Origin of the sequence: Nostoc sp. UCD121, assembly GCF_014222285.1 — a bacterium.
In the GTDB taxonomy this organism is placed as follows: Bacteria; Cyanobacteriota; Cyanobacteriia; order Cyanobacteriales; family Nostocaceae; genus Nostoc.
This window is the reverse complement of record NZ_JACKZS010000005.1, coordinates 63,306-85,211: the sequence shown is the minus strand read 5'-3', so window position 1 is coordinate 85,211 and position 21,906 is coordinate 63,306. Positions and strand designations below refer to the sequence as shown.

Genomic DNA, 21,906 nt, shown 5'->3' with positions numbered 1-21,906 from the left:
TTACTCTACTGGAAGGTAATTTGCATAGAAGATGATTCTCCTGAAAGTCATATAGACATTCAGTCCTGGTATGATGCCTTCATCAGATGGCTGTTATACTTCTGTACTTGTAATCAGTCTGATAGCAGCTTTTCGAGGTTAAAACACAGCTAAAACCACCGCTTATTTCTAGTTAAACCATAAAATACGATAAGTTTATCGACTTACAGTACTTTGTGGATGTTAAATCAGACTGTCTCACAATCGGTAATGAAAATCAAGAGTTTTTACAAGAAATTTAGCAATAGCGTGAAAGCCTTATAGGAAAACGCGCACAGTATTGTCTTCTATGCTTGAGGCTGAGGAGAAACGCAACATGGTGGGTTTTGATGCAGTATCAAAGGCGATCGCTGCTATCCAAACTACATTTACCCTTGATTTGACTGTGGAAGTAAGCCCAACTCTGCATAAATTGGATACAAAACCTTTCTTATTTTCGGTAGTTGTCTACTAAAGAAATATGCTCCTAAAATGCAACAAATCCCGCCAAATAATAAAGCATTGGTAACACCAAGATGACCTGCGAATACTCCAAAAAATAAATTGCCAAAAGGCAGGATTCCTAAAAAACCAGTTGTAAAGATGCTGGTTACTCTACCTCTTTTATCTTCATCAAGAAGAATAGATTGCATAAAGTTATTAAGAGAAGCCAGAGTGAGAGTATTATTCATGCCTATAACAAACATAAATATTAGACAAACCTCTAAATTTGTTGATTGAGAAAATACGATTAAACCTAAACCGAGAATCGCGGCAGAAGTCGCTATAACCCTTCCCAATCCGATGATATTTTTTCTGGAGATGAGATAAATACCTGAAACTATAGAACCAAGAGCCGAAGCTGTCATCAAAAAACCCATAGTTTCAGCATTACCCTTCAAAACTTCTTGAGCAAAAATCGGGATTAAATTCACATGGGTCATTCCCATAAAACAAATAACAATTTGTAATATCAATAAATGTTTAATGGGTAAAAAATCGTACGCATAAACAAAGCCTTCTTTGAGATTTTTCCAAATTTGGGGTTTTTGAGTTGATGAATTATTGATACTTGGGTTTACTTTGATAGTTAAAATTGCAGACATAAAGGGTAAATAGCTAATACTATCTACTAAAAAACAAGAAGCCGCACCAGATCGAGCAATCAGGAAACCCCCGATCATGGGACTAACAAACTTTGCTGTATTAATCAAAAATGAATGCGAAGCCATCGCACTATAAGTATCTGATTTTTTATCCAAAAGTCTGGGAATAATTACCTGACGTGCTGGTAAATCGAAAGCTTTTACTATTCCCTGAAGCGTGCCAATAACAATAATCCATGCAACATTGATGTTGTTGCTAAGAGTTAGAAAAGTCAGGATAGAAGATAGTAGAATAGATACTAACTGAGTAGCTAGTAGAACATATCGTAAATTCCAGCGATCTAGCAATACTCCTACCAAAGGAGTAATAATCAAACCCATAGCTTGATTTGTAAATCCAGCTACACCAACTAATACAGCCGAATTAGTTAATTGATAAACTAGCCATACCAAAGCAATTTGAGTCATCCAAGACCCAAAAAAAGATAAACTTTCTCCGATAACAAAACAAGAAAAATTGACAGATTTAAGCGCAGGTGGAATTTCAAAATCAACAAACTTTAGTTTGTCTTTTTGGAAGTTTCCTCTATTACTTGGTAGCATGATTGTTTCCCTATTTTGTCAAAATAGACTTCAATTGCAAATATGAACTAGTGGTTTGTAGTCAGGGCTAAAGCCTTTGAAATTTAGTGATTTATCGCTCACTACAAACGTTTTGTAATTTTTTAAAACTTACGCAAACAATAGTTAAAGTCCTCATTCTCTGGTAAGGGCAATTCATGTAGGAGCAGAGCGGCTACTCTACGAGTTCTCCAACGGAGTACCCGCAGGGTATTTTGCGTAAGTCCTATTTTTGATGAATAGCAGACTTACATATCACCAGCCCTAAAATAATATTAGAAAAGCTTAATATTAGCAATACATAAATTTTGTGTACTTAGTATTGAAGCAAAAAAATAGAGTCATGGTCAATACAGTTGTATTAAAAAATACCAATAACGCGATGTGCAACTTATTCTTAGAACCCCACTTCCATTTCTCTCCCCGAAAGGTCAAGAGGCTTTGATTCTTGCTCCCCAACGCTAGTAGGGAAGGGGCTGGAGGCTAGGTTTGAAAGAAAGTTGCACACGGCGCGATAACTCTAATTTTCTAGCAAAGGTTAAGAATTTTTAGGATCGAACCACTTATCGTATAGCGATTGATAAGTGCCATTTTCTTTAAGATTCAGCAGAGCCTGATTAATTGGTTTGCGGTAGGGACTGTTATTAGGCAGAATAATTCCGTAGCTTTCTTCACGCAAGATACTGCCAACAATCTCTACCTTCCCTTTGCCTTCATTGGCAGCATAAAAGAGGAGTACAGGTGCATCAAACACCACAGCATCAGCTTTTTTTGTTTGCAGAGCTTTGTAAGCTTCCTCAATTTTGGGGACTTCTAAAACTGAAATATGATGTTCTCGCAAGTATGTCGCTGCTGTGCTTCCCGCAGTTGTAGCTACTACCTTACCGGGTAAATCGTCTATACTTCTGATATCGCCCTGAAGTTGCTGTACTGTTAATGAAGTAGTCGCACTGGCTGTAAAGTAGGCGACAAAAAGGACTCCGATGAACATCCAGACTATAGCTATAAAACGTCCCAGTACTCCCTTGGGCATTTCGTCGGCTTGAGTCGCTAATGTGGCTGCTGCCCACCAACAAGCTTTAAAAATACCCGGAAAGTATGATTCAGAAATCATCCCTTCTTTGTGACTGCGCTCGGATAGCCAAATAATGTGGGCTGCTACGACAATTAGCACTAGGGCAATGCCTATTACCTGCAAGAGGCTAGTAGAGAAAAACAATTGCAAAATATTTGGAAAAGCACTGTTTTTACTCTCTAGGTTGCGTACCATAATTTGCAGCCCACCAGCAAAAATAGGTAATGAAAAATCAAAATTTTGCTCGCGTTCGGCTGTAATCGAGATAGCTGCAATTCCCAAGTTGACTTTGTTGTCCTTAATAGCAGAAATCACTTCTGGCACACTGGAATATTCAATAAATTTAGACTCTATACCTATTTGGGTAGCGATGCTACGCCAGAGATCGATACTGAATCCTGATAGCTCACCGTTGTTTGATAGCACAAAGGGCGGTATAACTCGTGTAGCGACTAATAAAGGTTGTTGGAGTTTTAGGGATTGTTGGGGTTCCGGTTTTTGGGCCAGCCCTGGGGATGTGATTAACAACAATGCCAAAATTGCACTTACTAATCCTATGCAGTTATACAGCGCTATGGAACGCCTGGTTTTGTTTTTGCGGTGATGTCTATCAAAATAACCTGTCGGGCTTTTTCTTTCAGTTATAAGTTGGCGAAATTTAGTAGCGATCGCATTTATCATCAGAATTATCTTGGGGTTGTATGCAAAGCATATTTATGATGCCCACCCCAGATCAAATATTACCTGTAGTTGGGTTGATTGTTTCAAATCGGCGTAGGCGTAGCCCGCACTTCGACAAGCTCAGTGACGATCGTAGAAATCGCTGACACTATTTACCCACTCATTGTTAATCAGCAACTTGGTTGGGCGAATTTTGACCTGTTGTGCTGATACTGCTGTAACCACCAGGCCCTTCCTTAAGCTATAAAAAAATTTGTTTTAATCTACCTATTATGTTTCTAGCTGTACAGCACCCTAGGTAGATTTGTTTATTAGCTGGTTATTTTAACATAGTAGTTAGAGGTTGAGACCATTACATAGTGTTTTATTCACTTGGTCTAACTTGCCTTGGCAAGACAAACCTCTATCTTTTGAGCAATAGTTTTGAGTTCCGCTTTGAGCGTACAGTTGGAATCATACTTGCTTGATCTTTCTCTCATGTGCGCTTTTTAGGTTTAGCAAAGTGAGCAACATGAATGTAGACGATTTTAGTCAGCAAATAGAAATACTGCGCTCACGGGTGATGAAATTATTGCAAAGTACTGCAAGTGAGCGGTATTCACAACAAGAGCTAACAACAGAAGCTTTTGCAGAACTTCAAATTGCTTTAGAAGAGATGAGAATCGCCTCTGAGGAACTACAAGCAACACGAATTGCAGTAGAGAATGAGCGTCAGCGCTACCAAGAATTATTTGATTTTGCGCCTGATGGTTACTTGGTAACTGATACTTATGGCACCATCCTTGAAGCTAACCAGACCGCTACTATCTTACTTAATATCTCCCAGCGATTTTTGATTCGGAAACCGTTGCTTAGTTTTATCGGACAGTCGGATCATCAAGCTTTTTTTTATTACCTAACTCAGTTGCAGCATCTCGACCGGGGTGGAGAATGGGAAGTGTGTTTGCAACCACGGGAAAAAGTTTGTTTTGATGTTGCCTTGACAGTAGTTACCGTCCGTAATCAGTTGGGTAAGCCAGTTGCTCTGCGCTGGTTAATGCGCGATATTAGCAAGCGTAGGCGTTTAGAGTCGGAGCGTGAGCAGTTATTTTGCCGTGAGCAAGCTGCTCGGATTGCAGCCGAAGCTGCACAAAGGCGCTCTAATTTTTTGGCTGAAGCAAGCTGTGTACTAGCATCTTCCTTAGACTACCGCAATACCCTAACAACCGTCGCCCAATTAGCAGTGCCTACCCTCGCAGATTGGTGCATTGTGGATGTCGTTGAAAATAATTCGGCAGCTTTCAATAACCCAGTCATTGCTGCATCTGACTCACAGAAAGAAGCACTAGTCCGAAAACTCCGACAACGCTATCCAATTTTTATTGATGCAGATTATGGACTACCAAAGGTTTTACAGACTGGTAAGCCGGAACTGGTTACAAACATTCTTGAGTCTTCATTACAAAGAAAAGCATGGAACGATGAATACCTTAATTTACTGCAAGTTAAGTCTTATATGGTTGTGCCATTACAGGTGCGTCAACACAAGCTAGGGACAATTGTATTTGCTTCTACACAATCAGGGCGCTATTACACTACTGTAGACCTAGCAATGGCTGAAGAACTTGCTCAACGCGCAGCGTCCGCCATTGAAAATGCACAGCTTTATTGGCAAGCTCAGGAAGCTAACCGAATTAAGGACGAATTTCTAGCAATTGTCTCTCACGAACTCCGTACACCTCTCAACTCGATGCTGGGTTGGGTTCAAATAATCCGTCATCGAAAATTGGATGAGGCAATTACTTCTAAGGCGCTGGCGACAATTGAGCGAAATGCAAAACTTCAGAGCAAACTGATTGATGATATCCTCGATATTTCACGCATTGTACAAGGTAAAATCCGCCTAAATCTCCGTAAAGTTGACCTTGTAATTGTAATTAACGCGGCGATTGAGGCTATATATCCCACATCTGAGATTAAAGATATTCAAGTTGAGTCTAAGCTTGACTCGTTAGTAGGTGAGGTTATGGGTGATGCAGAACGCCTCCAACAAGTAGTCTGGAATTTGCTCTCTAACGCCGTCAAGTTCACACCTAGCGGGGGTCGAGTAGAAATCTGTCTGAAGCAGGTAAACTCAAATGCTCAGATTTCTGTCTCTGACACAGGTAAGGGAATTAGTCCTGACTTTCTACCTTATATATTTGAGCGCTTCCGTCAAGCTGATAGCACAACTACAAGAGTAGACGGTGGTTTGGGGCTAGGGCTGGCAATTGTACGCCACTTAGTAGAAATACACTCTGGCACAGTTTATGCAGTTAGTGAAGGGGAAGGACGGGGAGCGACATTTACAGTCCTGTTACCTCTAATAAAACCGCAATCAGATCAGTTAATTAAAGAGAGTCACGTAAAAGTCAATAATCTCTTAGCGCTCGATGGCTTGCAAATCCTCCTTGTAGATGATAGTGCCGATACTCGTGAGTTAATTGCTTTTGTTCTTGAAGAGTCAGGAGCAGAGGTGACATCGGTTAGCTCAGTAGGTGAAGCTTTGGAAGCGCTAATCCGATTAAGACCAAATGTTTTAGTCAGTGATATCGGAATGCCAGATGAGGATGGTTATTCGCTGATTCGCCAAGTTCGCGAGCAGGAAGCCTTTCGTGGAGAGAAGATTCTGGCTGTAGCACTGACGGCTTTTGCTAGAGATGAAGAACGCAACCTGGCTCTGGAGGCTGGATTTGAAGTTCATCTATCTAAGCCAATCGAGCCAGATAAGTTGGTGAAAGTAGTGGCGAACCTAGTTAAAAGCAGCAAAGAAGTTTAACGCACAAGTCTGAAAGTTGTTTAATCAGCAATTTCATGGACGTAGCTATTTGTAAACATCGCTGAAGTAACAAACGCGAAAGCATAGCCCGCAGTATAAATTATCTGCAAAAGTAAAAGACCAGAGAAACATAAATGTCTCTCTAGCCTACGGTACGCATAAATCATATTTAATGATTTAAAATAATGCCTGTAATAATATTTAAGATATTTATATAACCGCGAAGTTGTTACTTCTGCCGTCTCTGTGTTTCATATTCACAGAATAAGTTTTTTGAACCAGGTTTTGCTTCACCCGATCAGAGTAATTATTGATTACCCAGATGGTTCACCCGATTGGGGGAAGACAATAAGCAACGATCAACTCAGATTGATAAGATGAAGAAAAAGTAAAGATTTTTGCTATGACTATTTTTGATATTGGTTCTCCCCTAATTACGATCGCCCAAAAAACCCGCAAAGCTGCAAGTAAACTGGCGATTCTCTCCACTGAGGCAAAAAATCAAGCAATTATTGCGATCGCGCAAGCTTTAGAATCAGCTAGAGATGAAATTTTACAAGCAAATGTTGCTGATTGTGAAGCTGCTAATGCTGAAGGGATTCCCAAACCGCTTTATAAACGCTTGCAGTTGGATGAACATAAATTAAGAGATGCGATCGCTGGGGTACAAGATGTCGGTAAGCTAGACGATCCAGTTGGTAAAGTGCAGATTCACCGCGAACTTGACACTGGCTTAATCCTCAAACGAATTACTTGTCCTTTAGGTGTTTTGGGGATTATTTTTGAAGCGCGTCCAGAGGCGGCGATTCAAATTGCTTCCTTAGCGATCAAATCGGGAAATGGTGTGATTCTCAAATGTGGAAAAGAAGCGGTGCGTTCTTGTGAAGCAATAGTCAAAGCAATTAAACAAGGATTATCGCAAACTGCTGTTAACCCAGATGCGGTACAGTTGCTAACAACTAGAGAAGAAACTTTAGAACTTTTGAAATTAGATAAATATGTGGATTTAATTATTCCTAGAGGTTCTAATTCTTTTGTACAGTTTGTGCAGGAAAATACGCGTATTCCGGTACTAGGTCACGCCGATGGGATTTGTCATCTTTATATAGATAAAGCTGCTGATATTTCTAAAGCAGTTTCAATTACCGTCGATGCTAAAGCGCAATATCCTGCTGTTTGTAATGCCATTGAAACTTTGCTAGTTCACCAATCAATTGCTACAGAATTTTTACCAAAGGTTGCCGAGGCTTTGCAAGAACGCCATGTGGAATTAAGAGGTGATAAACGTACTTTGGAAATTTTGCCTAGCATTGTAACTGCAACAGAAATAGACTGGGAAACAGAATACAGCGATTTTATTTTGTCGATAAAGATTGTAGACTCTATAGAAGATGCGATCGCACATATTAACGAATATGGTTCTCGTCATACCGACGCGATTATCTCTGAAGATTCAGCGTCTGTGGAAACTTTCTTTGGACTAGTAAATTCAGCTAATATATTCCACAATTGTTCTACCCGATTTGCTGATGGCTTCCGCTATGGTTTCGGTGCAGAAGTAGGGATTAGTACGCAACAAATGCCTCCCCGCGGCCCCGTTGGTTTAGAAGGATTAGTGACATATAAATATCAAATGGTTGGCGATGGACATATTGTCGCTACTTACACCGGGGCTAATGCTAAAGCTTTTACTCATCAGGATTTTTAGATGAATTTTAACTCTGCAATAGTGCAAAAACAAATCATTTTGAATTGAATTTGGCGAGTTTGAAGTACGATTAAAGCCTCCTTTCTGTAAAGAAAGAGGCTTTATATATAAATAATTCCACTAATTTTTTATGATTATCGGTAAAAGCACAACAATTGTGTAGCATCAAGTGGATTGTTATACAGGCAATCAAAGCGAGTAAAATTATATTTTTGCGAAATCTCATCAAGAGTTTGCTGAGTTTCAGGAAAATCACTTGAAGAAATATGATTTGCCAACATTAAATACTCTTGGGGAGTAATTAAAGACCAATACTTTTGTACATTATCTAAGTAACATCTAAGATATGTTTCTCGATCTTCTTCTTCTTTACGAACAACATCAATGAGAATAAAAACACCGTTAGATGTGAGGAGATGCTTAAGCTGACCAATAATCGAGTCTTTTTCTTCAAGGCTTAAATGATGGAGAACAAAAGAGCTTAAAATGACATCGAAGCTATTTTGCTGACTTGACATTAATTCAGGAACAAATTGGGAAATATTTCCTTGGGTAAAGGTTGTGTCGCATTGAATCTTTGCCATGTTATCCTTAGCAATCTCTAGCGCAGGTATAGATAAGTCTATCCCTTGGTAGGAAGTAATCATGCTATTTAACAAAGCTTGGGAAGTAAAGCTAGCATCGCCGCATCCCAAATCAAGCATCTTAAAGGGTTGTTGGAAGTGTCCAAGCAGCAACTCGCGCAGTGTAGAGTAAATTTCACGGTGTCCCATGTAATTGTTATCGAGTATTTTTTGGTAAAGTTTCCACTGCTCGTTAAAAAACTCTTGAGGCGGGAAAAGTTCTTCTTCGCTACTTTTAGAAAGCTTTATATCTAACATATTACTTATTTCCTTAGCATTTATAGTTGATAGGGTTCCGTAAAAAACCACAATATTTTCATATTATCCACTAAGTTGCTCTCTAGTAGACTTTTGCTCATAGCAATTTCTAGGTCAACAACTGAAAAACCTTAACTTTAAACTAACGCTTTCAGTAATGCCTGAAGTTTAAGCTGCACCTCTGCAAACTCTTTGTCAGGATCAGATCCCGCAACAATACCCGCACCAGCATACAATCTCGCGCGATCACCATCAATCAATGCCGAACGAATTCCCACAATAAACTCGCAGTTTCCCTCAGAATCTATCCAACCCAAAGGCGCAGCATACAAACCCCTTTCGAAGCTTTCATAACGACGAATTTCGGCACAAGCTACATCTTGTGATGCACCCGCAACGGCTGGCGTAGGATGCAATTGTCCGACAATCCTGAATGGATGGATGTTCTCTGGAACTACAGCACTGATTGGTGTCCATAAATGCTGGATGTTCGATAATTGTCGTAGCCGTGGTGCTAATATTTGTGGTGACAACCCTAATTGGCGTAGGCGTTGTGTAATAAAATCAAGTACTAGCGAATGTTCGTGCTTTTCTTTTTCACTATTTAGTAAGCGATTGGCATTAGCTGCATCTTCAGCAGGGGTTTTACCTCGTGGTGCAGAACCAGCTAAAGCATCTGTAATTAACTGTTGATTATTAATACTAATTAATCTTTCTGGACTTGCACCAATAAAATTTTGACCTTTACCATTGCTTGTAGAAAAAATATAACAATTGGGATGATTTTGTCTAAGGTTATTTAATGATTTAACTAGGCTAAATTGGTTGCTTGACTTTACATCTAATATATCTGCTAATACAATTTTGCTTAAATGACTAGACCGAATTTTTTCTAAAGCAGATACTACTGAACGTTTAAATTGAGTAGCATTCGTGACAGATTTTTTATATAAGGTTGCTGGGAAGCAATCAATATTAGCAGAGTAATATTCTAAGGATTGGATAAATTCAATTTTATTTTGCAGATTCTCCAACAACCTTGGAATATTTGCATTTTCATTAATAATTATATTTGTTACTAATATACAACGCTGGTTTTTCACAGCTACTTGCCAATGTGGAAGAAAAATGGTAGCAGATGGAAATGGATAATCTACCTGGGCATTTTTATCAAAAAAGCTGAAATAAGAAAAAAAGTGAGGCCCAAAAAAAGGTTGATTGGCGTTACCAAAATTAATTATATTTTTTAGACAAGATTTGATAAAATATTCCGCTTGAGTAAAACGATCTGCACCATCAATCTGTAATTTTGCTACAGAATCAATTGCTGCGATCGCTTCCCCTTTAGCTCTGTCCTCAAAGTAAAAATTTATTTCATTTGCTTGTGTAAGTTGATCCAATACAAGTAGAGGATCAACTAAATCGATCTCTTGAGAGATACTGACAATTTGCTTGCCATTATTTTGGAGGCACTTTTCTTGGACTGATAGCAAAAATTGATATAAATCTTTGCGCTCTACAAACAAGTTGCTACGACATGGTGAAACTGTCATGGATCTATAGTAAATTTTTTTTAAGTTAACTTCCTAAAGTGTAATTAATCGTGGTCGTATTTTTACAGGTAACATATTAAGTTGCCATTTCACCAGCGTAGGATTTGCTTTGTTCATGGTGTTCCTAGACCATGATAAGACAGTTTCAGCCTAAGACTGCAACGTGAGGGTGAGTGTTAACAACACAAGGTTAACAAGCCATAGTAAAAGTAGCAGTTGTTTCTATATCACCCATGTCTAGCGTCTCTTTAAATCATAAAATCTAAAGTGTGAGTAATATTCCGGTAATTTAATTAATCACAACTGATGACTACCAAGCAAATTTTATATCCCAACACTAAGTTATGGATGGCAGCGATTAAACCGCCAATGTACAGCGTTGCCATTATGCCCATTTGGGTAGGAACAGCAGTCGCTTATGCCGAAACTAAAATGTTTAATGGTGCAGTATTTTCTACTTTTGTAGCTGCGGCAATTTTAATTCTTGCCTGGGAAAATATCAGTAATGATGTCTTTGATTCCGAAACAGGTATCGATCAAAATAAGCACCATTCTTTGGTGAATTTAACTAGCAATAAGCCATTAATATTTTGGATAGGAAATTTGTGTTTAGGTTTGGGGTTGCTGGGCATACTAGCGATCGCCTTTTGGCAACAAGACCTAACTGTCATCGCTATCATTCTACTATGCTGTGGTTTGGGATATATGTACCAAGGGCCTCCCTTTCGCTTAGGATATCAGGGTTTAGGCGAGATTCTGTGCTTTTTTGCCTTTGGCCCTTTAGCAGTGGAGGCAGCCTATTACAGCCAAACTCAAACTTGGTCAATGACAAGTTTAGCAGTCTCAGCGATTGTCGGGATTGCCACAACCTTAATTTTGTTTTGCTCACATTTTCACCAAGTTAAAGATGACATAGCCGCAGGTAAGCGATCGCCTATTGTCCGTCTGGGAACCCAAAAAGGGGCCCAACTGCTTGCTTGGTTTACTGCTAGCATTTATCCCCTCACCTTGCTATTTGTGCTATTGGGAATTTCTCCAGCTTGGACATTGCTGAGTTGGGTGAGTTTACCTTTTGCCTTCAAATTATGCCGCCATGTCCAAGAAAATCACAACCAGCCGGACAAAGTTAGTAACTGTAAATTCATCGCCGTAGCCGTGCATTTCTGGGCTTGCTTGCTGTTCGGCTTGGGATTTATTCTTTAGTTGGGCATGGGGCATTGGGCATTGAAACAAAGGGAAAATAACTAATGACTAATGACTAATGACTACAGATTTGAATTTCGTCCATATCAGCGAAGATTTTTGCGATCGCTTACCACTAATCATGGTAAGTGGGATATTCGTGAAGGTATTATTCTCCGTCTCACCGATGAATCAGGTAAACTCGGTTGGGGAGAAATTGCCCCTATTAACTGGTTTGGTTCCGAAACCCTAGAACAAGCCTTAGATTTTTGTCGCCAACTCCCAGGAGAAATCACAGACGAGATAATTTTCTCCATCCCAGATGAGTTACCTGCTTGCCAATTCGGCTTTGAGTCAGCGTGGGAGTGGGGGAGTGGGGGAGATAATTTTATGACTCCTAACTCTTCACTCTTGTACAGTGCCTTATTACCAGCAGGGGAAGCGGCTTTGAATCAATGGGAAAGCTTGTGGCAGCAGGGATATCGCACGTTTAAATGGAAAATTGGTGTGGATGCGATCGCTGATGAACTAAAAATTTTTGAATCACTCATACACACTTTACCAGCCTCTACCAAACTGCGATTAGATGCGAACGCTGGACTCAGCTATGAAGAAGCTAACTTATGGCTGCGGACTTGCGACAATCTCAAGGCAAATCCAGAAGTACCCATAGAAATTGAATTTATCGAACAACCGCTACCCGTTGAGCAATTTCAGGGGATGTTGGAATTGAGTACGAGTTATGAAACTGCGATCGCTTTAGATGAATCTGTCGCCACACTTAGGCAACTTGCTGCTTGTCATAAACAAGGTTGGCGAGGGATTTTTGTCGTCAAGCCTGGGATAGTTGGATCGCCATCTCGTCTGAGAAAGTTTTGCTACCAACATCAAATTGATACTGTATTTTCATCAGTATTTGAAACTGCGATCGCTAGACTTGCAGCACTCCAACTAGCAGCCGAATTATCCCAAAACAACAGGGCAATTGGTTTTGGCATCGACCATTTTTTTGAACAAGAAGAAACGTGGTTTCAAAGTTTATGGAACGACCTTTAGACTATCTTAATAACCTAGCTCAGAATGATTGGCTTATCGGTTATGACAGCCGTAAATTTAATCAAATAGCTCAAGAATTATATTTAGAACTAACACAACTATCAGAATGTGGAACACCACCAAAAATAATCTTAGCTGAACGCGAACCATTACGATTTTTAGCAAGCTTTATTGCTGCTTGTGCAGCTAATTGTCCAGTTTTTCTTTGTAACCCCGATTGGGGAACACAAGAATGGCAACAAGTCTTTGATTTAGTACAGCCAGATATTATTTTGGGAATGGGGAATGGGGAACTTGTACTGAGCGCAGTCGAAGTATGGGGAATGGGGAATGAGCATAATAATACCCAATGCCCAATTCCCAATAGCATTATGATTGCCACAGGTGGTTCATCGGGACAAATTAAATTTGCTATTCACACTTGGGAAACTCTCATCTCATCAGTACAAGGATTTACAGAATATTTTCAAATCAAGCAAGTCAATTCATTTTGTGTGTTACCGCTATATCATGTTAGCGGTTTAATGCAATTTATGCGTTCTTTCACCACCGCAGGTAAACTAGCTATTCAACCATTTAAAGCTGTAGAATCGGATCAAATATTAAATATTAAACAATCAGAATTTTTCATATCTTTAGTACCAACACAGTTACAACGCCTTTTGCAAAATCCAGAATTAACTGAATGGCTATCCCAATTTAATACAGTACTTTTGGGAGGTGCGCCAGCGTGGAACGAAGTACTAGAAAAAGCCAGATTTCACCACATCCGGTTATCACCTACCTATGGCATGACAGAAACCGCCTCTCAAATTGCCACCCTCAAACCAGATGATTTTCTCGGCGGTAAAATTAGCAGTGGTCAAATTCTTCCCCATGCAAAAGTAACTATTCGCAATCAGCAAGGCGATATTTTAAATTCTAATCAAATCGGAAATATCACCATTTATGCTCAATCTTTAGCCCTTGGTTACTATCCTATAACTAAAGAAAATCAAACTGATTTCCAAGTAGATGATTTAGGGTTTTTAGACGAACAAGGACATTTAAATATCGTCGGGCGTAACAGCGACAAAATTATTACAGGTGGCGAAAATATTTACCCAGCAGAGATTGAATCAGCTATACAATCAACTCAAATGGTTGCCGATATTTGTGTCATTGGCATTCCAGATAAACACTGGGGACAAGCCTTAACAGCAATTTACATTCCCAAAAAATCAGATATCTCTGCCTTAAAAATCCAAACCCTACTCAAAGACAAACTCAGTAAATTTAAAATCCCTAAATATTGGATTCCCCAGCAAAACTTACCCCGCAACTCCCAAGGTAAAATTAACCGTCAACAGTTACAGCAAATAGCCACAGAATTCCTCCAAAATCCCATCACATAATCTCCCTCGACCTTCTTCTCTCTGCGTCCTCTGCGTCTCTGCGGTTCGTCTCCAACCACTGAACTATCTCGTCAGGTAATTCCTGCTTACTTCTACTACTTGCATCAATACAAACATGGCGAGTAATAGCCTTAGCAACTACCACCTCACCCACAGTAATTTCATAAGTAATTTCAAACTTTTCACCACCTATTTTTTGGGGAATTAAACTAATCAGCAACTTATCCCCACCAAACATAGGGCGCAAAAAATCGACACTAGCATGAACAATGGGGAAAGCTACAGAAGGATTAGTAAAAAAATCTTTGAGATTAATACTTGATGCTTCTAAAGATTCTTCATAAGCTTCATGGCAAATACCCAAAACGTTAGCAAAATAAACTACTCCAGCAGCATCAGTATCTTGAAAGCGAACAGTGCGGTTATAAGTAAAAGGCATTTTTGACAATTGAATATTAAAAAACAGCCGGTTTATTCCCTGCTTTACAAACTAATTTTATTGCAACTAAGATAAGTCAGTGATAAAAATTTAATTTCCCCAATTCTGAGTTATGTATCGATTTGTTTAGCCTTATTCAATGCTTTGGGGTTAATATATGGTGAGGAAAGGCGATCGCTTCTACATTGGCTCCAACAGCGGAACCTCGAAGTCATTAAACGAGCAAACATTGTAAGACGAACCAGCTAAACCCTTCACCAGCTTACCGTCGAGAGTCAGCAAAGTAGCACCTACCTGCTGTGAAAGTGCGACATAAGAGCCATCGTAGGCAGAGATTCCATAATTTAGTGCGATCGCAACTGCATCCGCCATCAAGTCAGCCGTGGAGACGACACGCAAAGGGAAAGCTTTCAAGGTGGCTAAATCTGTCTGAACCTCAGCAGCAGTGTACATCCTTGCACGGACGTACTTCAATAAGGCGTTAGCACACTCAATAAAAAAGAGGTCTGGAACAAATATTTCCGTCTGTGGATTGGCAAAATGGTCGAAAAGTTAATCAACTTTTCGAGTTAATGGATCAACAATAAAATACTTGATACACACACTGGTATCTAACACGCATCTTAGAGGGGTAGTCATCTATCGCGGTCTTCTCGAATCAGTTGAGTACTATCAGGTAATCCGAAGTCTGCTGGATTCACACGGCGACGCTGGCGACTTTCTTCTAGGACTTTAAGTACATTCTGGCGTTTCTGGTCTTCTATTTGCTGCGCTTCAGTTTTTAAAGCTTGCTCTAACAGAGTTATAACTTGGGCGTTAATGGAACGGTGTTCAGATGCCGCTAACTCTTGCAGTTTTGCATACAAATCATCGGGTAAATTTCTTACATAAAGGGTAGCCATCGCTTTACCTCAAAGTAGAATTTATCATTATGCTAGCACGATGCAAGCATAAGGGAGGGGTGCGATCGCACTTTTTAGTCAGATTTTCGCTTCAATATTTTCTATGTAAAATCCTATTTAATTCCGATAAAAATATTACCACGCTACCAAATCCATAAATTAGGCATTTTTGCTGAGGTTGTTGCCACTCTTAGGGGATGAAGCTGGAGAAATAAGTTTGTATTGTAAAAACCTATGTCAATTGTAGATTTTCTCGTTTCCGTAAATGGTTTAGCTCAATTATGGGCTGCTGATGGACAATTTTTGGGCGTTTTATCAAGTAATCTATACGACCAAAACTCTATTAGTAATCCTCACGGTATCTACGGTGGTTCCTATGGTATATACAGCATTCGGAATTCCTATGGATTATATGGTAGTCAATATGGCGTGTACAGTCCTTACAATATTTACTGCCTCAATCCTCCTATCGTTTTGTACCAAGGTCAACCAGTATTGATAGTTACAAGAAATTCTTATGTTTTGAGTAACAATTTACCTGTGGTTGACCCAGAATTACTGATAGGTGTATATGCACCACAAATCACCAACCCTATACCAACATTTAACCCCAGGGCGGCCGCATCATGTCAATAAGACTAGTCTATCCTCAATAGACTCAAAAAAATCTCATTAATCCCTGCTTATTGACGAAGATTTTAGCGATTGCTTTGAGCCTTGGAAAATAAATCAAGCCAGAAATACTGATTTTTCGTTGGGTCTTAATGTTAGTCGTGATCAAGAGTACCTTAGATGCGTTTGCCCTGCATTTAACCCTCATATAGGATTAAGTCAGACTATTTTTGATATGTTTAAATAAATAATTACTTTGTTTTGTAAAACAAAGGTAAACACGAACACCAGGCTTCCATCTTCACTCATTCATGAAAAACTCAACGTCGAAGGAAAGGCTTGAGCGTTCACTCTGACAGACCAAATTCTTCCGCACTTCTTGTACAGAAATAACATTACTAGCTTTGCTATCCGCTAGTCTAGCTTCAACAGTTTGCCGAACATAAATTTGGTACATCAAATCATCCCATGTGGAATTTTCTGGCAACTTGTCAATCAATTTGCGGGGCTTATTCTTTAATGTTTAGATTTTTCATCAGTAGTTAAACAAATACTGTTTGTGCATCAATTTAGATATATTGTAGATGCAAAAAAAGTGTAGTACTTGATAACAACATTCATTCAACGGAGAGGGGGAGATTCGAACTCCCGGAGGTTTTAGCCTCATCCGATTTCAAGTCGGACGCAATCGACCACTCTGCCACCTCTCCAGTAAATCTGTCAAACTTGTGCTGATCCTAGTTTCAGACGCTATTCAGGCGCTTTTGTTGGTTAGCACTAAACTTGACAGATCATACTATACCCTATTATCTACGCAGATTGCACTACTGGATGCGAATGTCTACGACACAATACGCGATCGCTCGTACAAAATTTCCCCCTTAGCCACCTGAAAGTCATTCCCCACCCAAACTAGGGAAACTTGCGAAACCACACCCGCCTCTAGGGTGACAATGGAAAAATTACGCAACTTCTCGCCGTCATTTTCCACAATCCTGGGGACACTAGCCGCATTTAAGTAAATTGTCCCCTCTGGACTTCTAAAGATGGGTTTGCGCTGCACCTTCTTGGTATGGCGTAAATCCCGGTGCATGTGACCAAATGTCACCAGAGGAATGGTTTTACCAGCAGTCAAGGCTTGAGAAATCGCCTCGCCAAAATCTGGATCGCCAAAGTCGCCGCCAATTGGGTGCCAGTCTTTGCCGCAAGGGTCTTCGGGGCGATCGCCTAACCCACTAGGCCCATTGTGACCCAAAAATATAATCGTCTCGTAAGCGGCACTTTTGACTGCTTTCACGATGCGATCGGCGGATTCTTCCAAACTCGTCACACCGTAACGTTCTTTACAGATTTCCGCGAATTTCCACTCTGGGCCACCCCAAGTAAAGGGACGACCCCCCACCACAGTTAAATTCCAAGCGGGAAAATCCAACTTACCGTAACCAACATGGGACGCGCCTAATAAATCCAGTTGTTCCTGTACCCAGTCTTCCTTAGAGCGGTCATAAGGAGCCTTTTTACGTCCCCATTCGGTGGCGGTGTACCAGGCATCGTGGTTGCCCATCACGGCTGCTTTGGGAATATCGAGGGATGCGATCGCTCTGACCACTTCCACCGATTCATTGCCAAAATCCCCAACAAACAGCACTAAGTCAACACCCAAATGCTTGAGTGCAACGCCATCTTCCACTTCCCATTGGTCGTGAATATCTCCAACTACAGCAATTTTGAGGTTTATCGATTGAGTTTTCTGACTGGTCATGCCACTTTCCTTGCCGTCTATCTCCAGGATATGAAACTCAGCCCGATTTGGACACAACCCCAAAATATCAACCGTCCACTATTTTTGGTAAAAACTACTATAATTGAATCCACAGGATATACATTTGCAATATAAAGCACCCCTAAACTGTGTTTACCACTGCACTAGCTCAACGAGAAAACGCCCAACTGGGTGAACTACCACTAGATTTGTTTGCCGCGATTCAGAGTCTCAAAAAAGAACTCAACGCCGTTATCCTGGCGCATTATTATCAAGAGCCAGATATTCAGGATATTGCCGACTTTATTGGGGATTCATTACAACTAGCAAGAGCCGCCGAAAAAACCAATGCGGATGTGATTGTCTTTGCTGGTGTTCACTTCATGGCAGAAACAGCAAAGATACTTAATCCCAATAAATTAGTACTTTTACCAGATTTGAATGCTGGTTGTTCTTTAGCAGACAGTTGTCCAGCAGAGGAGTTTGCAGCTTTTAAAGCAGCCCATCCGAATCATTTGGTGGTGTCTTATATCAACTGCTCTGCTGATATCAAGGCGATGAGCGATATTATTTGTACTAGCTCCAACGCTGTGAAAATTGTCCAGCAGATACCGAAAGAACAGCCGATTATTTTTGCCCCAGATCGCAATTTGGGGCGGTATGTGATGGAACAGACTGGACGAGATTTGGTGCTATGGCAAGGTAGCTGTGTTGTCCATGAAACCTTTTCGGAAAAGAAAATTGTCCAGTTAAAAATTGCCCACCCAGAAGCAGAGGCGATCGCACATCCAGAATGTGAAAGTAGTGTATTGCGCCACGCCAGCTTTATTGGCTCCACAGCCGCCTTACTCAAATATTGTCAAAGCAGCCCTACCAAAGAATTTATCGTTGCGACAGAGCCGGGAATCATTCACCAAATGCAAAAACTAGCTCCTGACAAGCATTTTATTCCTGCACCGCCGATAAATAACTGTGCTTGTAACGAATGTCCATTTATGCGGTTAAACACCTTAGAAAAGCTCTACTGGGCAATGAAAAATCGTACTCCCGAAATTACCATGTCAGAAGATATTCGCCTTGGGGCACTGCGACCAATGCAACGAATGCTGGAGATGAGCGTGTAACCAGTATTTTTATCCATAAGGTAGAGATGCAGTTTTGTTGCGATCTCTACCCACAAAGTTATTTTTTCTAACCACTTGCTAATTATAAAAGGTGGTGCTAAGATTTTAAATCGTGAGACAAATCGGGTCGGTGTCCGAGTGGTTAATGGAGACGGACTGTAAATCCGTTGGCTAGCGCCTACGCTGGTTCAAATCCAGCCCGGCCCACCACTTACGAAGTTATAAGTTATAATGACTGGGTAAGCATCAAAACTCCCAGCATTTTAACTTCTAGCTGAAAAATCGGAATTGTGTTTTGCCCGTGTGGCTCAGTGGTAGAGCACACCCTTGGTAAGGGTGAGGTCACGAGTTCAATCCTCGTCACGGGCTTTTTAAATTGATAAAATAATCAACGCAAAATTAAGTCTTTCAGGCTTGTTAAGGAATATTGATGTTAAAAATCTAACTCTATTACTTGTATTTTTGACTATGCGGGACAGAATTTTGACTATGATTTGACATAGAAAACAACTACTGTAGCTTCAGATACTATCTGTATACTGCATACCGTAATAGAGGAGATATGAATATAGAACATTAGCTGCTTAAGGCTTATCTATGCCAAGTAAGCTGTTCAGGTATCCACTCATGTGAAATAGTAAATATCCATTTATCTTCAAAGTGCGGTTCGTCAGTTCTAACCCTAATAACTATACCTATTCTATTACCTTTTAGTAATTCATTTAGTCCACCTTGTGTTTTGTCTGAAGAAAAGTATGTATCAGAAGATATACCAAGATTCTTTTTCTCCTTAGTTAATGTATTTTTATAACTATAGTCAAGAGCAATTTCTTCATTAGGTGCAATAACCCACCAATCACTTGAAGTATTCCAAAGTTTATATAATTTCATTTTGTATCAATTTAATTGTACGTAATTAAATTAGTTCAGTATATCAATTTATTATATGGTTGACTATAACTAGACAAAAAATAAGTTTCATTGGTACTGAATGAACACCAAATAAGGTTAGCGATCGTATTGGCACTATTGAATAGCAGGAAACATATAATGTAAAGTTAATAGTGATTTAGATATATCGCGATCTAAATTTGATTACTAAGAAGCATTAATTATTAATTATTTAATATCTTCTCCAGTTTTTGTTAACTGTGCTTCCACTTTTACATAAGCTTTCTTCACCCAATACCCCCTAGGTGGCTTTTCTACCCCATAAGCCTTACACCACTTCTCTACAGCTTTATCAGACACGCTAAAATCTCTGCCAATTTGTGCTGTTGGCTTTTCCCAAACTAGTTTTTCTAGTTGTTCTTTTGATGGTCTTTCTACTTTTCTAGTATGAATTCTAGAGTCCGGGTTAACCTTTCTAGTTGTTAAATCAACACCAAACTCCTTGTAGGTTCGCTTAAGTGCTACTTCAGTAAAGTCTGTAAAATCCTCCCACCAGTAAAAAGAATTGGGTGATTTAGGTGGCGTTGTCCTGATACCGCAACCGCCAAACGTGATTGATGGATATACTACTTTGTTTATATCTGGCAAATAAAGGCCGTAGAAATCAAAGTCATCAGATTTGTACTTTTTCTCATGACAACCTATTCTTGTCTGCCCAATTGCTTTTATTTTTCAGTGTGCCATCACAACTGTATTTAGCTTGAATTCTGTAACATTTACCATCTTTGTAGGCAATCAAATCAAAGGGTGCATGTTCAGTTACTACTGGTACAAAAACCGAATATTCTTTCTCGACTAAATCTGCTATTACTTTAGCAGCTGCTAGATCACCCTTATCTTTTGTGTGGTGCATTTATATGAACTCTCAAGCCTATTTGGTAAATTACCATGAAAAGGCTTCTTTAGGGTTCGTATTGAGTTAAAACGAGCGCGGCAGGGTTCGAACCTGCGACCAACGGATTAGAAATCCGTGGCTCTATCCACTGAGCTACGCGCCCAACATAAATTAATGGCTCCTGAAGGAGTCACCTACACTATTATATCGTCTTTACTTACCAAGAAGCAATCAAAAATTGCAGATTTACCACTAGCAAGGCTAAGATGCTAGTCGCTAGCTAGTCAATTTACACCAAAAACGAAACAGATGGAGTATCGGTTTAGATATATTGTGTTGTCAAGGGGTTATTTGCCCGTTAGCGCTAACGTCCTCTGGGCGGCTACCTTCGGGAAGGATCTGGCGATCGCTAGGCTCATTCCCACAGTATGCTAGGTAATTTCAGCCTTGGCGATACTGCCAAATACCATTATATATTCCATATTAAGAGTGCCCCTGTGAGGAGTTATTTGCTAGTGCCATGTTTATTCTCAAACGGCAGGATGTTGAAATATCAAGCATTCAGCACCCAAAAAAGGATCAGCAAGTGCCGATTCTCAATTATCAAGGGCAGACTTTTCGCTTGATTAGTGTCTTCAAAGCTAGTCAAGAAGAAGAAGCTAGAGCCTTATGGAGAGAATTAACGGATAACCGAGGTAAAGCCTGTGTTTTGCTGGAGGAACCGGAACGCTTTAGCGTCTGGGGTAAAATCCGTTTAGAGCAGCTGGATAGTGATACAGGTGGTCATGGCAAAACGGCGATTTTAGTCCAAGCCAGTATTTTGCTGTTACAGGGTGTTTCTATCGACATTGAAGAGTTTTTAGGTGCTAAACAAGCTGCATTATTTGAAAAAGATATTGCGGAAGTATTAAAGCAAAAGCAATTTCCTCAAGCATCTTCCCTAGAAGCAGTTAAATATTTGGTATCTACCAATCCTTTGCCAACCGCCAAAATACCTGATTGGCAGGAAAATCATGTAGTTACTTTATTACAAGAACTGCATCGATTAGGAAAAGCATATTTTGGCAATGGCAATTTTACCAAACAAGTGATTTATAAGCTAGAAGATATGCCAGAAGCCGAGCGATTGCTATTTATCAGTTGGCTAAATCAATCGCCACTGGGTAAACTGTGGCAGTAGCATGGAAAATTTTAACAAAATTCCGGCCA

At 40.0% G+C, this 21,906-nt stretch carries 19 protein-coding genes, 4 tRNA genes and 1 pseudogene; 11 read left to right on the top strand and 13 right to left on the bottom strand.

The features are described 5' to 3' along the window. Nucleotides 1–407: 407 nt before the first annotated feature. Both GNF10_RS02295 and GNF10_RS02290 read right to left on the bottom strand, forming a co-directional pair. Nucleotides 408–1,727, bottom strand: coding sequence for an MFS transporter (locus tag GNF10_RS02295; protein ID WP_185586562.1), 1,320 nt, complete (start codon nucleotides 1,725–1,727; stop codon nucleotides 408–410). Nucleotides 1,728–2,283: 556 nt separating this feature from the next. Next, nucleotides 2,284–3,501 (bottom strand): transporter substrate-binding domain-containing protein, encoded by a 1,218-nt coding sequence (locus GNF10_RS02290; RefSeq protein WP_185586563.1) that lies wholly within the window; start codon nucleotides 3,499–3,501, stop codon nucleotides 2,284–2,286. A gap of 511 nt (nucleotides 3,502–4,012) precedes the next feature. Here GNF10_RS02290 and GNF10_RS02285 point away from each other — a divergent pair. Beyond that, nucleotides 4,013–6,298, top strand: a complete 2,286-nt coding sequence (locus GNF10_RS02285) for an ATP-binding protein (protein WP_185586564.1) — start codon at nucleotides 4,013–4,015, stop codon at nucleotides 6,296–6,298. 403 nt (nucleotides 6,299–6,701) lie between these two features. Further along, nucleotides 6,702–8,006, top strand: a complete 1,305-nt coding sequence (locus tag GNF10_RS02280) for a glutamate-5-semialdehyde dehydrogenase (RefSeq protein ID WP_185586565.1) — start codon at nucleotides 6,702–6,704, stop codon at nucleotides 8,004–8,006. Nucleotides 8,007–8,140: 134 nt separating this feature from the next. Here the strand turns inward: GNF10_RS02280 and GNF10_RS02275 are convergent, their stop codons facing one another. Beyond that, the gene (locus GNF10_RS02275) at nucleotides 8,141–8,887 is read right to left on the bottom strand and encodes a class I SAM-dependent methyltransferase (protein WP_221643639.1); all 747 of its coding nucleotides are present in this window, start codon (nucleotides 8,885–8,887) and stop codon (nucleotides 8,141–8,143) included. Nucleotides 8,888–9,024: 137 nt separating this feature from the next. Further along, nucleotides 9,025–10,440: an isochorismate synthase MenF gene (locus GNF10_RS02270; RefSeq protein ID WP_185607107.1), complete on the bottom strand. Its 1,416-nt coding sequence runs from the start codon at nucleotides 10,438–10,440 to the stop codon at nucleotides 9,025–9,027. A 306-nt stretch (nucleotides 10,441–10,746) separates the two neighbouring features. Between GNF10_RS02270 and menA the strand changes: the two genes are divergently transcribed. The 3 genes from menA to GNF10_RS02255 are packed head-to-tail and all read left to right on the top strand — an operon-like array spanning nucleotide 10,747 to nucleotide 14,072. Continuing rightward, nucleotides 10,747–11,643, top strand: a complete 897-nt coding sequence (gene menA / locus GNF10_RS02265) for a 2-carboxy-1,4-naphthoquinone phytyltransferase (RefSeq protein ID WP_185584555.1) — start codon at nucleotides 10,747–10,749, stop codon at nucleotides 11,641–11,643. A 51-nt stretch (nucleotides 11,644–11,694) separates the two neighbouring features. Next, on the top strand, nucleotides 11,695–12,678 hold the full coding sequence (locus tag GNF10_RS02260) for an o-succinylbenzoate synthase (RefSeq protein ID WP_185584557.1): 984 nt from the start codon (nucleotides 11,695–11,697) through the stop codon (nucleotides 12,676–12,678). Then, a complete protein-coding gene (locus tag GNF10_RS02255) occupies nucleotides 12,663–14,072 on the top strand; it encodes a 2-succinylbenzoate--CoA ligase (RefSeq protein WP_185584559.1) in 1,410 nt (469 codons plus the stop codon). The genes GNF10_RS02260 and GNF10_RS02255 overlap by 16 nt, the downstream gene beginning before the upstream one ends. Here GNF10_RS02255 and GNF10_RS02250 read toward each other — a convergent pair. The 3 genes from GNF10_RS02250 to GNF10_RS02240 form a co-directional block, all read right to left on the bottom strand. Further along, on the bottom strand, nucleotides 14,065–14,511 hold the full coding sequence (locus tag GNF10_RS02250; RefSeq protein ID WP_185584561.1) for a thioesterase family protein: 447 nt from the start codon (nucleotides 14,509–14,511) through the stop codon (nucleotides 14,065–14,067). The two genes, GNF10_RS02255 and GNF10_RS02250, sit on opposite strands and share 8 nt — an antisense overlap. Nucleotides 14,512–14,691: 180 nt before the next feature. Beyond that, nucleotides 14,692–15,030, bottom strand: coding sequence for a type II toxin-antitoxin system VapC family toxin (locus tag GNF10_RS02245; protein WP_311774094.1), 339 nt, complete (start codon nucleotides 15,028–15,030; stop codon nucleotides 14,692–14,694). A gap of 116 nt (nucleotides 15,031–15,146) precedes the next feature. Further along, the gene (locus GNF10_RS02240; RefSeq protein ID WP_174710242.1) at nucleotides 15,147–15,413 is read right to left on the bottom strand and encodes an Arc family DNA-binding protein; all 267 of its coding nucleotides are present in this window, start codon (nucleotides 15,411–15,413) and stop codon (nucleotides 15,147–15,149) included. A gap of 234 nt (nucleotides 15,414–15,647) precedes the next feature. Here GNF10_RS02240 and GNF10_RS02235 point away from each other — a divergent pair, with 234 nt between their 5' ends. Further along, nucleotides 15,648–16,049: a hypothetical protein gene (locus GNF10_RS02235; RefSeq protein ID WP_185584564.1), complete on the top strand. Its 402-nt coding sequence runs from the start codon at nucleotides 15,648–15,650 to the stop codon at nucleotides 16,047–16,049. A gap of 277 nt (nucleotides 16,050–16,326) precedes the next feature. Here GNF10_RS02235 and GNF10_RS02230 read toward each other — a convergent pair whose 3' ends face one another. The 3 genes from GNF10_RS02230 to GNF10_RS02220 all read right to left on the bottom strand — a co-directional run bounded on the left by GNF10_RS02230 (nucleotide 16,327) and on the right by GNF10_RS02220 (nucleotide 17,787). Then, nucleotides 16,327–16,524 carry a hypothetical protein gene (locus tag GNF10_RS02230; RefSeq protein ID WP_185584579.1) on the bottom strand — a complete coding sequence of 66 codons (198 nt, stop codon included), beginning with the start codon at nucleotides 16,522–16,524 and terminating at the stop codon, nucleotides 16,327–16,329. A gap of 126 nt (nucleotides 16,525–16,650) precedes the next feature. Further along, nucleotides 16,651–16,735, bottom strand: a tRNA-Ser gene (locus GNF10_RS02225). Nucleotides 16,736–16,866: 131 nt separating this feature from the next. After that, nucleotides 16,867–17,787, bottom strand: a complete 921-nt coding sequence (locus tag GNF10_RS02220) for a TIGR04168 family protein (RefSeq protein WP_185584566.1) — start codon at nucleotides 17,785–17,787, stop codon at nucleotides 16,867–16,869. Between the two features lie 149 nt (nucleotides 17,788–17,936). Between GNF10_RS02220 and nadA the strand changes: the two genes are divergently transcribed. The 3 genes from nadA (at nucleotide 17,937) to GNF10_RS02205 (ending at nucleotide 19,280) form a co-directional block, all read left to right on the top strand. Further along, nucleotides 17,937–18,911 (top strand): quinolinate synthase NadA, encoded by a 975-nt coding sequence (nadA, locus tag GNF10_RS02215; protein ID WP_185584568.1) that lies wholly within the window; start codon nucleotides 17,937–17,939, stop codon nucleotides 18,909–18,911. Between the two features lie 124 nt (nucleotides 18,912–19,035). After that, nucleotides 19,036–19,121: transfer RNA gene (locus tag GNF10_RS02210), tRNA-Tyr, on the top strand. An 87-nt stretch (nucleotides 19,122–19,208) separates the two neighbouring features. Continuing rightward, nucleotides 19,209–19,280 (top strand) — tRNA-Thr (locus GNF10_RS02205). A 222-nt stretch (nucleotides 19,281–19,502) separates the two neighbouring features. On the opposite strand, the gene GNF10_RS02200 is transcribed toward GNF10_RS02205, so the two are convergent. The 3 genes and pseudogenes from GNF10_RS02200 to GNF10_RS02190 all read right to left on the bottom strand — a co-directional run bounded on the left by GNF10_RS02200 (nucleotide 19,503) and on the right by GNF10_RS02190 (nucleotide 20,860). After that, complete coding sequence (locus tag GNF10_RS02200; protein WP_185584571.1) at nucleotides 19,503–19,802, bottom strand: hypothetical protein; 300 nt, start codon at nucleotides 19,800–19,802, stop codon at nucleotides 19,503–19,505. A 228-nt stretch (nucleotides 19,803–20,030) separates the two neighbouring features. Continuing rightward, nucleotides 20,031–20,715: pseudogene (locus GNF10_RS02195) on the bottom strand (group I intron-associated PD-(D/E)XK endonuclease). Nucleotides 20,716–20,787: 72 nt separating this feature from the next. Further along, nucleotides 20,788–20,860: transfer RNA gene (locus GNF10_RS02190), tRNA-Arg, on the bottom strand. 146 nt (nucleotides 20,861–21,006) lie between these two features. On the opposite strand from GNF10_RS02190, the gene GNF10_RS38285 reads away from it, so the two are divergent. After that, nucleotides 21,007–21,132 (top strand): hypothetical protein, encoded by a 126-nt coding sequence (locus tag GNF10_RS38285; RefSeq protein ID WP_260446215.1) that lies wholly within the window; start codon nucleotides 21,007–21,009, stop codon nucleotides 21,130–21,132. Nucleotides 21,133–21,217: 85 nt separating this feature from the next. Continuing rightward, nucleotides 21,218–21,877: an Npun_F0813 family protein gene (locus tag GNF10_RS02185; RefSeq protein WP_114085157.1), complete on the top strand. Its 660-nt coding sequence runs from the start codon at nucleotides 21,218–21,220 to the stop codon at nucleotides 21,875–21,877. Nucleotides 21,878–21,906 lie beyond the last annotated feature (29 nt).